Raw genomic sequence first — 14,213 nt, forward strand, 5'->3', positions numbered from 1 at the left:
TGGGAGATAGATAGAAATATATTGAGGTAAACGGTAACTTTTTCCTTATAGCTGCGTCTCTATTGGAAATAACTTCTAATGGATGGGGATGAACGAGAGTGAAGAGGGGTCCTGACTGGCAGAGAACGGGGTACAAATGGATTACCATGACTGGATTATCAGCTGTGCTGTTGACGGGATGGATGCTGCTGGATTCCAAAATGGTCGTGCTTGGAGGACAAGCGTTGGCTACAACGCCACAAGCCTTGGGTGCAAGTTCTCAAGTCTTATCAACACAGTTGGCCTACAAACAAGGAGAACCCGTTACACTTATGAATGACATTCCTCTGTTCAAAAACAGGAGGGATGGCAGTGTGGCTGCTGACCAGCTGGGGATTGAATACTATACAACAAAAAACGAAAAGTATACGTTGGCCTCGGTTCGAGGCGAGTGGGTGCAGCTTAAGTCAACCGATCATGGAGACTTTTGGCTGCCAAGTTGGTATGCACTGAAGGAGAGCAGAAGCATGACGGAAACAGCTCCCCAAAGCTTCACGCTCCAATCAGGCAGTAAGCTGTATCTGGCTCCGGATAGTTCTACAACCTGGTCTTTTGAGAAAGCGCTAACAGATAAGGCTGTTATTGTTGCAAAGTGGAAAGGATGGTATGGGGTCTCCATTGCCCCACGAGTCTGGAATAAAGAATCCTTCACGTATCGGCCAGGACTCTTCTGGATCAAGGCACAGGCTATAGAACAGAGGATGAATGTGGCGGATGGTTGGTTCCAACAGGATGCATCGCTGCCAACTTTGGTTATACGCCATCTGACAGATATTAAGCTGGACAAGGCAACCACCTCCAAACAAGTGGCTGGGTGGTTAGGCGAGCCGGATTGGAAGGAGAGTTCAAGCAATCTAAATTACACGGGTGATTCAATGAGTATTGGACAGACCTGGAGATATGAGCGGGCAGATGGGCAATTATTGGTCACATTCAACAAGAATGGCAGACTGGTCAGAACACGATGGAATTTAGCACAGGATAATCGAAATGCTGCCGTTTCTGATTGGAACATCAGTCGGACGGATGAATATGGGTTCACAACAAAAATCTATGGCACAACGCTGCCGACAACAATCCCCTGGAAACCGGTATGGACCAACCAGGGGGATATTAACTACACTTTTTTACAAGCAGCCACGGATGATGTACTCCTGATGAAAGGGGATGACGGTGGATTTAGCGGGGATTACTACGAAGGTTCCATATATGCTCTTGACCGACATTCGGGTCAGAAATTATGGGGGATCAATGGAGGCTTTGGAAGACAGCAGGCAGAGGTGGATACAGCACGACAATACGTTACAATCTACACCGATTATGACCCTGACAAGAAAAAATACGTGGATCGTATTCGTCATCTGAACTTGAAGAATGGAGAGGTTACCTGGACGTACACCCCTAAGCAAAATTTTAGACTAAATGGCATCACCGTTGCGAAGAACGTTGTGGTTGTGGATAACCCGGTTGTTGAGAGCTCAAGCAACAGTTGGTTAACGGTTCTCAACAATGCAAACGGAAAAACATTGTGGACGCGAAAACTGGCTACGGGTTATGAATTATTGAACAAGAGTGCAGATGACCCCTATGTGTTGTTTTGGGAAAAGAATAAGCTGATTGCAGCCGATCCGCAATCAGGCCGGACCGTATGGAGCTTAAAGGGAAAACGAACCACCATAGAACAACTTGGGAATGATCCATATTTTGATGGAATCGAACGTCGTGACCCCTTTGCAACCATGAATGCTAAAAGATGGATATCACTGGATAATCAGTGGCTGCTCCTTGATCTGAACACAGGAAAGAAGCTTGCACAATTTCCTGCTCGGGCAGGACAGAGATTTGAGGTACTGAATGATGGCATGCTGTTGATCCGTGAGAACCAAAACGGCGATCATTACGGAGAAAATGAAGATTTTAAAACCACCTTGTACGATGCCAAGACAGGTAAAACACGCTGGACGCTAAAGGGCAAGATTGAACGAGGACTGGTGGAAGAGGATCAGTTGTATGTGATTAAGAACGGCTACCCGGCGGCTTTGGATTATAAAACGGGGGAGACAAGCTGGGATACCAAAGATACGATTGCAACATTAAGGCATCCGACGAATCAGGGAAGTTATCTGGTCATTGATGATCAGTTGCTGCTGCCCATGGACGAGAATTTGCTCGTAATTAACAAAAAGAATGGAGCACTGCTAGGTCGTGTACATGACGTTGTGATAGGAAACCCGGAGCACCGGGACCGGGATGCGAAGAATGGAACGATCAACCGGATCGGTAATGAAGTGTATGTGGGTTCGTCCAACGGACGTTTTCGTGTATATGAAGCCAGCCGCCTTCAGGAGGCAATCTCACCTTAAAAGCTTGTCTCGTAAGGGATGTTGATTTATTATAAATGGACAGGCTTGCTCGCGCTCCGGTTATCGGCTGTGCGGGCTTTCTTCATGTGTTCTTGAAGAACCATGCATGATCATTCACGGGAGGACTCTCCATGATCTCATTATATGGTGTAAGCAAACGTTATAACGAGCGCGGTTCCCGTACAGATCAGGGATTCGAAGCATTAAGCTCGGTGTCCCTCGAAGTGGGACAAGGAGAAATACATGGCATCATCGGATCGAGTGGTGCAGGCAAATCCACGCTTCTGCGGATGCTCAACGGATTGGAAAAGCCGGATGATGGTGAGGTTGTTGTGAATGGGCAGCACCTGACCCAGATGAATGAACAGAGTCTGCGTCAGGCACGAAGATCCATTGGCATGATCTTTCAACACTTCAATCTGGTCAGTAACCGAACGGTGAGTGGCAATGTCTGCATGCCATTGGAACTGGCGGGTATATCTCGTGCCCAGCGAGTTGAACGTGGACTGGAGGTACTGCGATTTGTTGGACTGGAAGACAAGGAAGATCAATATCCTGCTCAGCTTAGCGGAGGACAGAAGCAGCGTGTGGCGATTGCACGAGCGCTGGCTAGTCGTCCGGATGTGCTACTCTGTGATGAACCGACCTCTTCGCTTGATCCACAGACCACGAACGGTATCCTGGATGTGCTGCGACATATCAATGAAACGCTGGGCGTGACCATTGTTGTAGTAACGCATGAGATGGAAGTGGCTCGCAGACTATGTCACAGGATATCCGTCATGAAGGATGGGCGACTCGTTCGTACGTTGTCTAAAGCGGAAGTGAGCAGTATCCCTGCTCCGCAGCCTGATCTGCTGACCTCCTTGCTTGCGGGTGACGAATACGGGATGACAGGTTCGTCTTTCTTCCGTCAGGCAGAACAGGAGGACAAGTCATGAGGTTACCTGAGTCTGTGCTGAAATATCAGCATGAGATATGGCAGGCGATCGGAGAGACTTTTGTCATGGTGGGCATGTCCATTGCGGCAGCTGTTCTGATCGGGTTACCTTTGGGTACACTGCTGTATTTATTCCGGAGAGGACAACGGTATCAGAATCAAACGCTGTCCTTTGTACTCGGTAGTATCGTCAACATCGTTCGTTCGTTTCCGTTCTTATTGCTCGTTGTATTCATGATTCCATTCACACGGATTGTCGTGGGAACGTCCATAGGTACGCTGGCGGCAACCGTGCCACTCTCGGTTATTGCCATTGCCTACTACGCCAGACTGGTGGAACAAGCGTTGCTGGATGTACCGCGGGGAGTGGTTGAAGCTGCTGCTTCCATGGGGGCATCGACGATGCAACTTGTGTTGAAATTCTTGTACGTGGAGGCACGATCTGGTCTTGTACTGGGACTCACGACAGCTACGATTAGCTTCATCTCCTACTCGACGGTGATGGGTATTGTAGGTGGCGGCGGGGTTGGCGATTTTGCCATTCGCTACGGTTATCAGCGCTTCGAAACGGAGATTATGGTATTTACGATCATCATTATGATTATCCTGGTACAGATGATCCAATTCACAGGTAGCAGACTGTCCCACTGGCTGGATCGCAGATCCTGAACGGTTGGACCGTGCATTATTACGAATAACCAATACAGATTATACGATGAGGGGTAGACATGAAATGAAAGCAAAAATGATGCTTATGTTGCTTGCAGTAATGCTGGTTGTAGCTGCTTGTGGCAAAAAAGAAGAAACACCTGCGGCTGAAGGAACAAAAGAAGATACACAAGCTGCGCAAGAAGTTACGCTGAAAGTAGCCACGTTGATTCCACCGATGACAGATGTACTGGATATTGTTAAACCACTATTGAAGGAAGATGGCGTCAATCTGGAAGTTGTTGTGTTGTCGGATAACGTTCAACCAAATACGGCACTCGCGAATAAGGAAGTGGATGCAAACTTCTTCCAACACGTGCCTTACATGACCCAGTATAATGAAGCGAACAATGCCAATCTGGTGGCTGTACAGCCTATTTATAATGCCATCTATGGCGGCTACTCCAAAAAGTACAAAACGATTGAGGAATTGCCAGAAGGTGCAACGATTGCAATTGCAAACGATCCTTCCAACATTGGTCGCTCTCTTGTGATGCTGGAGCAGAACGGGTTGATTAAGCTGAAAGAAGGCGTAGGTTTTAACGCCACACAGGCAGATATCACCGAGAATACAAAGAACTTCAAGTTTGAGGAAGTGGACTTGTTGATGCTGGCTCGTATGATGGATGATGCTGATCTGGTAGCCATGACACCGGCATATGCGAGTCCGCTCGGTCTTACACCGAAGAAGGATGCGCTGTTAACCGAGAAGGATGATTCCCATTTTGCCATCACCATGGTTGCTCGTGAGGATAATAAGGACTCCGAAGCGATCCAGAAGCTGGCTAAACGCATGGCGGGTCCAGAGGTCAAAGCCTTCTTCGAAGAGAAATATGCAGATATCGCGATCCCGGCATTTAAATAGAGAATACGTTGGTCCAATGTAAATAACCTTTAGATCTGAGCGATAACGCTTGGATCTTTTTTTATGGAATTCGGCAGGTTACTGTAACAAGTATTTAAAAATTTAACAATTTGGTCATATCGCTGGGTTACTTTATTTAATAGTTTTTTCGTATAATTTGTTTGAAAGTAGTTCTTTAGGATTATAAATTAAGAGATTTAAGTAATATTTCTAGTGCGAAAATTGTCTTTTTCGAGAGACAGGACCTAATTTTTAATATCTTGAGGAAGGAGGGCTCTGTATCTAAGAGAGCTAGACCAAGTAAAACTAAATTAATTCTGGAAGAGGTAGAGAAATTTGTCCCCCAAAAATAGCAAATCGAATTGGTTCAACAAGATCCTTAATAACTTTAAAACGAAACTGGTGGTGTCCTTTATTGCTTTCTTGGCCATTCCATCGTTCAGTATTGGAGTTTTGTCTTATAACAGTGCGAAGAATGAAGTTGAGAAGCAAATTCTACATAGTGCAATGGAAAACGTGAACCTTGCCAGTGCGACCATCGATCTTTCGATTAATGCCAAGCGCGACCACATTGAATATTATGCGAATGCACTCGCAGAGGAATTACGTCAAGAAGATGCAGAGGTTCGGGTTGTGAACGAATTGAAGGGGTACGCTGCACAGAACAAAGACATCATCACCATAGGAGTGGGAACAGAAGCCGGTGTCTACCTGATGTCCTCCGATGCGGAAATGCCTGAAGATTACGATCCGCGAACAAGACCATGGTACACAGAAGCGATGAGTACTCCAGAGCAGGTCATTGTTACAGACCCTTATATTTCTGCCGAGACAAACGAAATCACCATCACCATCGCCAAGGCATTGAATGACCAATCTGGTGTAGTTCAGCTGGATCTGAATCTGTCGAATATCAGTACCTTGGTGAGTGGAATTAACGTGGGAGAACAGGGATATCTGATCCTGTTGGATGCCAGCGAAAAGTATATCTACCATCCCACGGTAGAACCCGGAACAGATGCAACAGAGGATTTTTGGAAACCGGTGTATGCGAATGAATCGGGCAACTTCAACTATACCGTTGATCAAACGGATAAAGTGATGTATTACGCCACGAATGCATCCACGGGATGGAAGGTCGCTGGCACCATGTTCTCTTCTGAGGTAGACGATGCGGCAGCACCGATTCTAAAACGAATGATTATGGTGATTGTCTCCTGCCTCGTTGTTGGTATTGTGATTATCTGGCTTGTGATGCGATCCATCATTAGACCCATTCGTCAGTTGAAGGATCAGGCGATCCAGGTGAGTGAAGGGGATCTTACCCAAACGATTACTAGCACAAGCCATGATGAGATTGGTGAACTGAGTGATGCCTTTGACAAAATGCAGCACAATCTGCGTGTGCTGATTGAAAATGTGGAAAACAGTACAAGCCAGGTTGTCGTCTCATCGGATGAGATGACTCAGAGTGCGGAATCAACCAGTGCGGCCAGTGAGCAGGTCGCGCGAGCCATTCAGGAAATTGCGAGTGGTGCCGAGAAACAGACTGAAGGTATTGACCACAACCATCAGGCCATGAATGAAATAACAATTGGGATAACACGAATCGCCGAACGTTCCATACATGTCGCTGATTTGGCGAAACATACAACGGTACAAGCGGAAGAAGGCGGCAACACCGTCAAACAGACGGTGAGTCAGATGCAATCAATTCAAGAGACGGTAGAACAGACAAACCAATTGATTCACGCGTTATATGAACGATCACACCAAATTTCAGCGATCACGGAGTTAATCGGAAATATAGCCAAGCAGACCAATCTGCTCGCGCTGAATGCATCCATTGAAGCAGCTCGTGCAGGTACGCATGGGAATGGATTCGCCGTTGTAGCAGCGGAGGTACGCAAGTTGGCAGAGCAATCCGGGCAATCCGTCAATGAAATTACCGTGCTAACCACAGCAGTACAGGAAGATATGGCTGCTTCCGTTCGCATGATGGAGAAAGTGACCACAGAGGTTGGAGAGGGTATGGAAATCTCGACAGAGGCCATTCGGAAGTTTGAACGCATTCTGGATAGCATGCGGGAAACGACACCTCAGATTGAAGAGATTGCTGCCACGTCGCAAGAGATCACAGCAGGTGTACAGGAAGTATCTGCTGTGTCCAATGAACTGGCAGGTATTGCTTCAGGCAACGCCGCGGCCTCCGAAGAAGTGGCTGCTTCCTCAGAGGAGCAATTGGCAGCGATGGAGCAGATTTCTTCCTCGGCTCGGGGCTTGTCTACCCTGGCTGAAGAGCTACAGCGCCTGATTAGACAGTTTAAGTATTAAAAGGGATCGTAGAAGAGAGTATCACACAGGGACAGCATCACATCATGTTTCATTAGAGGGAGTGGACAACCATGCAACTGGAACTCAAAGCCTTCTTACTGCTAACGGATGCGGTCATGATTACAGATGAGGAGGGTGTGATTCTGGATGTGAATTCCGTTTATGTAACCAAAACAGGATTCTCACGGGAAAGCACCATAGGTCAGCCTGCCCGATTGCTGATGGATACCCACTGGAGAGGGAACCAGACCTGGTCCGGCGTAGCCAAACTAATGAAGGCTGATCAGGAAGTATGGGAAGCTCAGGTCACCATAACATCGGTACATTTGGATGACTCTCTCTTTTATATCAGTATATTTAATGATGAACTTTCATGAGAAAAAACGTCATCTAGCGATAAGAGTATGTTAGCTGAAAGGATCAGTAATTTTCTAAAAAATGGTCAATATCGTCAATTGAATAAGGGAGCACGGCATACTATGATTTGAATACTGGGGAACTGCGGCCGTGAATCCGGCAATATTCATTGAGTGCATGAATTCCTGAATTCGTAATTTGGATGGTGACCATTTGCTACGCGATCTTGTACTGAATTTTACGCTGATTTTGAGCTTTCTTTTCCTAATTCATCACTATCTGAATCATACAAATGCTACCCGTTCAACATCCATCACGACTCGGATCATTATTGGTGTTACGCTGAGCATGTTGGGCACGGCGCTCTATTATTTCTCTATTGTGCTTGAAGATGGTACATTGTTGAATTTCCGGGCCATTGTGTATCTGCTTGCTGCTTATTTTGGTGGGAGTGGCTCTGCTTTCGTTACTTTTGCATTCATGTGGATGTTTCGGATTAATATGGGGCGTAATCCCTTGTTGGAGAACTGGCAGTATGCGTTGACTGAGTTGTTATTTGTTATAGCCATATGTCTGATCTTTAAGTATATCAGGGGATTTATGCAGAAGTGGTTGTCCGGAGCGTTGCTGCTGATTACTTTGTATGAGTTTTCTGTACTAAAGACAAATTCCCCTTCTCTGCTGATGATGGGGCAGATTCTCTTTTTTCAATGTATCTGCCTACTGTCCGTTATATTATTCCTGTATTATCTGAACCAAAATCATCGATATAGGAGATTGGTCATTCAGAGGGATCAGGAGATGCTCGAAATGCTTCGTATGCAGCCCGGGTTCACGTTCAAAATCCATAAACAGAATGGGAAATTTGAATATCTTCTGCTTGAAGGGCAGATGCTCTCTCAACTGGGACTAGATATGAGTAGTTTGAAGCAAGATTACACGTTGGGTACGTTGAACATTTTACCTCAGGAGAAGATAGAGTTCCTGCGGAAGCAGTTCGACCGGGCATGGAAAGGGGAGTCTTTCTTTTACGAGATTGAGCATGGAGGTTACTATTCACTGGTGAAGCTTCGTCCGCTGCGAGAAGAAGGTATGGTGAAGTATGTCATAGGGTATGGACTTGATATTACAGAACACAGAGCAGTTAAACGAAGGGTTCAAGAGAGTGAGGAGCGTTACCGGACACTTGAACGAGTGTCGACAGACTGGTTTGTCGGTTTGGATGGCAACAGATGTGTGGTGTCAGTTAATCAGAAATTTCTGGATGTTCTTGATCTCGATAGGCATGAAGTCATGGGCCGTGAGCTTGAAGAATTGATATTCATTGAGCAGTCGGCGAACTGGGTGTTATCTTTTCAAAAAGTTTTACACCACAATGTACCTCAGGATACGGAATTGAGTCTCATTGTTGGGAAGGGAAAAGAACAGCATGTTCGGGTTCACCTATACCCTGTAAAGGCCCCTAACTCGTGCGAGAAAGTCAAGGCAGTTATTCATGACATCTCGGATCAGTACCGACGTGTCAAGGCGGACAAAGCCAGTCAGGCAAAGAGTGAGTTTCTCGCATTCATGAGTCATGAGATTCGTACCCCACTGAGCGGAATTATCAGCTTTTCGTTGTTGCTGCAACGGACAGATCTAACCTCACAACAATTAGATTATTTGAGTAAAATCAATGCGTCCTCACAAACCCTGCTTACTCTGGTGAATGATATTCTTGATTTCTCGAAAATGGAGGCAGGTAAACTGATTTTGGAGAAAGTACCCTTTGCACCAGAGGATGTGTTCAAGCGTGTGGCAGATCAGATCGGTGTGGCCCTCGGGTACAAGGAGATCGAAGTCATCTTTAAGACCGACCCTGATCTGCCATTAACGGTAATTGGTGATCCTTTTCGACTTGAGCAGGTGTTATTAAATCTGCTCAGTAACGCGATTAAATTCACAGAACATGGATATGTTATCTTGCAGGCAGAGGTAATTTCATTGGAGGCCGAGCGAGTTCAGGTTCGTTTTGAGATCGAAGACACGGGGATTGGAATTTCATCTGAACAACTGGAGCATATTTTTGTCCCTTTTACACAAGCGGAGCCTTCCACTTATCGAACATATGGTGGCTCTGGACTTGGGCTGGTCATCTGTTACCTGCTGGTAACCTCATTGGGAGGAGACTTGCGGGTGGACAGCGTGCTTGGAGAGTACAGTCTATTTTCATTCGACTTGATATTTGAACTTGCAGATTCGGAAGAAGAAGAGAGTTTCTCCCTGCATACACACCCTCTCCTATATGGTGCGAATGATGTGGTTATCATTGAAGATGATGAACGGATGGGCGAAAACCTGAAGCAGCTGCTCTATTCATTCGGGATGAATCCGACGCTGTATACTTCCTTGAACCATATGATGGAGAGTGGTGGGTATACTCCTGAAGCCGAAGCGATGTTGATCATGTTGGATATGGATATAGAAGACACAGTCAACGGTTCGTTATGGGACAACTTCATGAAGCGATTGGATCGAACGAAAATTCAGGTGTTGGGGTACACACGGGCATTTAGCGAAAATGCGCTGTGGATTGAGAAGAGATCCGTGCACCCTGATATCATGATGGTCAAACCGATTACACGTCTGGGATTATTCGAAGTCATTCTTGCACTTCAGGGTGAAGGTCCGCTGGCCAAAAGTCAGTTGGCTGAAGGCGACGATCCCTATTCGCTTGATCAGAAAGGACATATCCTGATAGCTGAGGATCATGAGATCAATCAACTGGCAATTCGGGCGATGCTGGAACATAAGGGGTTCCAAGTGACGCTGGCAGCCAGTGGCACAGAGGTTCTGAGAAAGTTAGACGAACAAGTATGGGAATTGATTCTAATGGATCTGTACATGCCTGACATGAATGGAGTGGAAGCAACGCGACATATTCGCAAGATGAGGGAATATGATCGTACACCCATAATCGCTATAACAGCAAATGCTCTACAAATAAATCATGAGAGATGTATGGAGGCTGGGATGAATGCCATCCTGACCAAACCCATCCATGAACAACAGATGGCAGACATATTGGCAACATGGATTGATCTGAGAGGTATGCGGAAGATTAGCGGAATTGATGTAGATAAGGCGATCAGGCAGATGGACGGCAAGCCACATATTCTGCAATATGCGCTCACGAAATTCAGGATGGAGTATGACTCGTTTCAGAACAAACTGACCACTCAACTTCGCCAGCAGCAGATTGCTGGTGCGATCCGCAGCGTTCATTCTCTCCGAGGCGTGGCTGCCAATCTGCATGCAGTGGAGCTGTTACGTCTAATTCTTCAACTGGAATCGCTTTTGTCCCGTTCGTTATTCGAAGAAGAGGAACTGAGTTCGGTTTTGGAGAAGGTACAAAAAGAGATTGATATCATTACCGGGTCTCTGCCTTGGTGACATGAATGAAGCTGATGTGTTAAGGTGTGAACTTATATCCGACCCCCCAGATGGTTTGAATATATTGGGGGTTTTTCGGGTTTTCTTCAATTTTTTTACGAAGCTTGGTAATGTGTACATCGATGGTGCGATCATTAATATAAGCATCAATACCACGAATGGCTTCAATCAAGGCATAACGACTGTAGACTTTGCCGGGATTGAGGACAAATAGCTTCATGATCTCAAATTCGGAGAATGTCATCTCCACTCGCTGGTTATTCAACAGGACGGCTCGCCGAGCCAAATCGAGAGAAATTCCGCAATCCTGTACAGTGACAATGGAGCTGTTCAATATGGAGTAACGACGTAATACAGCCTCAATACGTGCTTTCACTTCCTGCATGCTGAAAGGCTTGCATACATAATCATCAGCTCCATCTATTAATGATCGAATTCGCTCCGAGACTTCGGTTAACGAAGAGATGACGATGATGGGAATTGCTGTATGCTGACGCATGAGAGAACAGGGATTCTTGCCTTCCGAATCAGGGAGCAACAGGTCAAGTAGCAGGATATCAGGCCGCGCTTGAAGTTGTAGAAGACCATCTCTTGCGTTAGCGACACGGATAACATCATACCCCTCACCTTGCAAATACAGGGATAATGTATCTCCTAACATGTTATCGTCCTCAATGATAAGCACTTTGGTCATGATATTCCTTTCTGAATCGACTTCGTGTAGAAGGTCTAGGATCCATGGGTTAGCTTAATATACTTGATCATGTATACCCTGATAATTAAAATATGCAACAAAAGGATGTCAGGATTCTAACATGATTGGGCAAGACCTGAGATTCTGAGTCAAAGCTTGCCAACATGTGAATCTGCTTCACGCTCGATCAGGCGCATCAGTTTACGCTCGGTAGCGGTCTCTGGTGCCGGCGTGTAGACACTGCAACGCAGATCGGAGCTGCCTTGAACCTGCAACGAAGTCAGATCAAACAACATTTTGCCTGCTTTGGAATGTCTGAATTCGATTAAGACATCCGGAGCACTGCTGACGCTGCTTTGTTTCCAAAGGGTATGGAAATCAGGATGTCTGTTCATCATGTCATCCAGAAATAAATTATACCACTCATCATCGACATACTGACCATAATAGGCACGGAAAATCGCCAGAAATCCGCTAACAAAGTCCTCCCAGTTCACCGCAAGCCTGCGAAATTCCTTTCGATCAAATAACAGACTGATCATATTCCGCTGTTCGGGGGCAATCTGTTCAAAGTCCATAAAAACATGGCGGGCTGCGTCATTCCAGCCGACGATGTAACAACGTCGATCCGAAATCACCGTAGGGCAATATTGAAGTTCCTGCAAAATTTTCCGCAAGGAAGGGTGAAGTTGAACAGGTTCTTCCTCCGGCGTAGGCAGCTCCGAATGATGCTCCATGGCGAGCGAAAACAGATATTTTCGTTCATCCGCAGTAAGCCTTAGTGCTGAAGCAATGTTATCCAATACGGAATGGGATACCTGAATATCCCGACCTTGCTCAAGCCAGGTATACCATGTTGTACTCACTCCTGCCAGTTGGGAAACCTCTTCTCTTCTCAGCCCAGGCGTTCTTCTCCGACTTCCAGTGGGTAAACCGACCGATTCGGGAGAAATTTTGGAACGCTGTGTTTTCAGAAAAGTGGACAATGCCTGTAACCTGACATCGTAGTTCAATCCATCACCTTCAATCCTCGTTATCATGGTAGTCATTATACTATTATAATTGACAACTTGTAATAGGATATTCAAAAGTGCACTATTAGTGGCAGAGCGTAAGATTAAGGTAGACAACAGCGCTGAAGGAGGATGGACATGGAACGAGTCGTGATTACGGGAATGGGAGTCATCTCTCCTTTGGGAAATGATGTACATACATTCTGGAATGGATTAATTGAGGGCAGATCAGGTGTATCACCGATAGAACATTTTGATACAGCTTCGTACAAAACCAGAATCGCTGGCGTGGTCCGTGATTTTGATGGTGAAGAGCGTTTTGGACGCAAGGAAGCAAGGCGCATGGATCGATTCGTTCAATTTGCTGTTGCTGCTGCGGATCAGGCTGTATCACAATCGGGTCTTGTGATGGATGAACTGGACCGTGAACGGGTAGGTGTATATATTGGTTCAGGCATAGGCGGCATCCAGACATTGATGGAACAAGGCAAGGTCCTGTCCGATCGGGGACCTGCGCGAGTCAGCCCAACACTGGTACCCATGATGATATCCAATATGGCGGCAGCTATGGTCAGCATGAGGTTTGGTTGTTGGGGACCGACATTGTCGCCCGTAACGGCTTGTTCCATTGGCAATACAGCCATAGGAGAGGCATTCCGGTTAATCCGTCATGGCGGAGCCGATGTTATTATTGCTGGAGGAACAGAAGCTGCTGTAACAGAGGTGTCACTGGCAAGCTTTGGTAATGCGACAGCGTTGTCTACACGAAATGAAGCGTTCCAAACAGCAAGCCGTCCATTTGATGCGGGGAGAGACGGTTTTGTCATGGCGGAGGGCGCTGGAATTCTAATCGTTGAATCACTGTCTCATGCACTGGGAAGAGGAGCAAACATTCTTGCCGAAGTGATTGGATATGGTGCCAGTTCGGATGCGTATCATATGGTAGCTACCCACCCGGAAGGGCGGGGGGCATATCTGGCGATGAAAGCATCACTGAGAGAGGCTCAGATTGGACCTGAGGACATTGATGTGATTAACGCTCATGCCACCAGTACAGAGGCAGGTGATCTGTCCGAGACGAGATCGATCAAACAACTTTTCGGGACAGGTGCCTATGATATTCCGGTCACAGCGAATAAGTCCATGACGGGACATATGCTTGGCGCAGCAGGCGGGGCGGAAGCGATCTCGCTTATTCAAACCCTGCGGCATGGTATCATTCCTCCAACTATCAATCAGGAGCAGAGGGACCCCGAATGTGATTTGGATTATGTACCAAACGAGGCAAGAAGAGCAGAGTTGCGGATTGGGATGTCTAATTCCTTTGGTTTTGGCGGTCATAATGCGGTTATTGTTCTTCAAAAGTATTCATCTTAAGCAAAAAGACAGGCTTAAGTAGAAAGAACAGCGCAGCCCCATCAGGCTACGCTGTTCTTTGGTTACTTCGACTTCGGGATCATCCACATAC

At 46.4% G+C, this 14,213-nt stretch carries 10 protein-coding genes; 8 read left to right on the top strand and 2 right to left on the bottom strand.

Features of this window, described 5'->3' with window-relative positions; genetic code table 11:
- Positions 1-98: 98 nt before the first annotated feature.
- The 7 genes from MHB43_RS04860 to MHB43_RS04890 all read left to right on the top strand — a co-directional run bounded on the left by MHB43_RS04860 (position 99) and on the right by MHB43_RS04890 (position 11,038).
- Positions 99-2,402 (top strand): PQQ-binding-like beta-propeller repeat protein, encoded by a 2,304-nt coding sequence (locus MHB43_RS04860; protein WP_405131467.1) that lies wholly within the window; start codon positions 99-101, stop codon positions 2,400-2,402.
- A 131-nt stretch (positions 2,403-2,533) separates the two neighbouring features.
- Complete coding sequence (locus tag MHB43_RS04865) at positions 2,534-3,343, top strand: methionine ABC transporter ATP-binding protein (protein WP_339182110.1); 810 nt, start codon at positions 2,534-2,536, stop codon at positions 3,341-3,343.
- The gene (locus tag MHB43_RS04870) at positions 3,340-4,011 is read left to right on the top strand and encodes a methionine ABC transporter permease (protein WP_339182113.1); all 672 of its coding nucleotides are present in this window, start codon (positions 3,340-3,342) and stop codon (positions 4,009-4,011) included. The genes MHB43_RS04865 and MHB43_RS04870 overlap by 4 nt, the downstream gene beginning before the upstream one ends.
- A 46-nt stretch (positions 4,012-4,057) precedes the next feature.
- Positions 4,058-4,915, top strand: coding sequence for a MetQ/NlpA family ABC transporter substrate-binding protein (locus tag MHB43_RS04875; protein WP_221819287.1), 858 nt, complete (start codon positions 4,058-4,060; stop codon positions 4,913-4,915).
- A 336-nt stretch (positions 4,916-5,251) separates the two neighbouring features.
- Positions 5,252-7,249 (top strand): methyl-accepting chemotaxis protein, encoded by a 1,998-nt coding sequence (locus MHB43_RS04880; protein WP_339182116.1) that lies wholly within the window; start codon positions 5,252-5,254, stop codon positions 7,247-7,249.
- A 71-nt stretch (positions 7,250-7,320) separates the two neighbouring features.
- Entirely contained in the window at positions 7,321-7,626 is a 306-nt protein-coding gene (locus MHB43_RS04885; RefSeq protein WP_339182119.1) for a PAS domain-containing protein, read from the top strand.
- A 193-nt stretch (positions 7,627-7,819) separates the two neighbouring features.
- Positions 7,820-11,038, top strand: a complete 3,219-nt coding sequence (locus tag MHB43_RS04890; protein ID WP_405131468.1) for a response regulator — start codon at positions 7,820-7,822, stop codon at positions 11,036-11,038.
- Positions 11,039-11,057: 19 nt separating this feature from the next.
- On the opposite strand, the gene MHB43_RS04895 is transcribed toward MHB43_RS04890, so the two are convergent.
- Positions 11,058-11,732 (bottom strand): response regulator transcription factor, encoded by a 675-nt coding sequence (locus MHB43_RS04895; RefSeq protein ID WP_221818820.1) that lies wholly within the window; start codon positions 11,730-11,732, stop codon positions 11,058-11,060.
- Between the two features lie 149 nt (positions 11,733-11,881).
- A complete protein-coding gene (locus MHB43_RS04900) occupies positions 11,882-12,745 on the bottom strand; it encodes a helix-turn-helix transcriptional regulator (RefSeq protein WP_221819288.1) in 864 nt (287 codons plus the stop codon).
- Between the two features lie 138 nt (positions 12,746-12,883).
- Here MHB43_RS04900 and fabF point away from each other — a divergent pair, with 138 nt between their 5' ends.
- A complete protein-coding gene (fabF, locus tag MHB43_RS04905) occupies positions 12,884-14,122 on the top strand; it encodes a beta-ketoacyl-ACP synthase II (RefSeq protein WP_221818821.1) in 1,239 nt (412 codons plus the stop codon).
- The last annotated feature ends 91 nt before the right edge of the window (positions 14,123-14,213 follow it).

The sequence above is a fragment of the Paenibacillus sp. FSL H8-0317 genome (assembly GCF_045040685.1).
Classification (GTDB): domain Bacteria; phylum Bacillota; class Bacilli; order Paenibacillales; family Paenibacillaceae; genus Paenibacillus.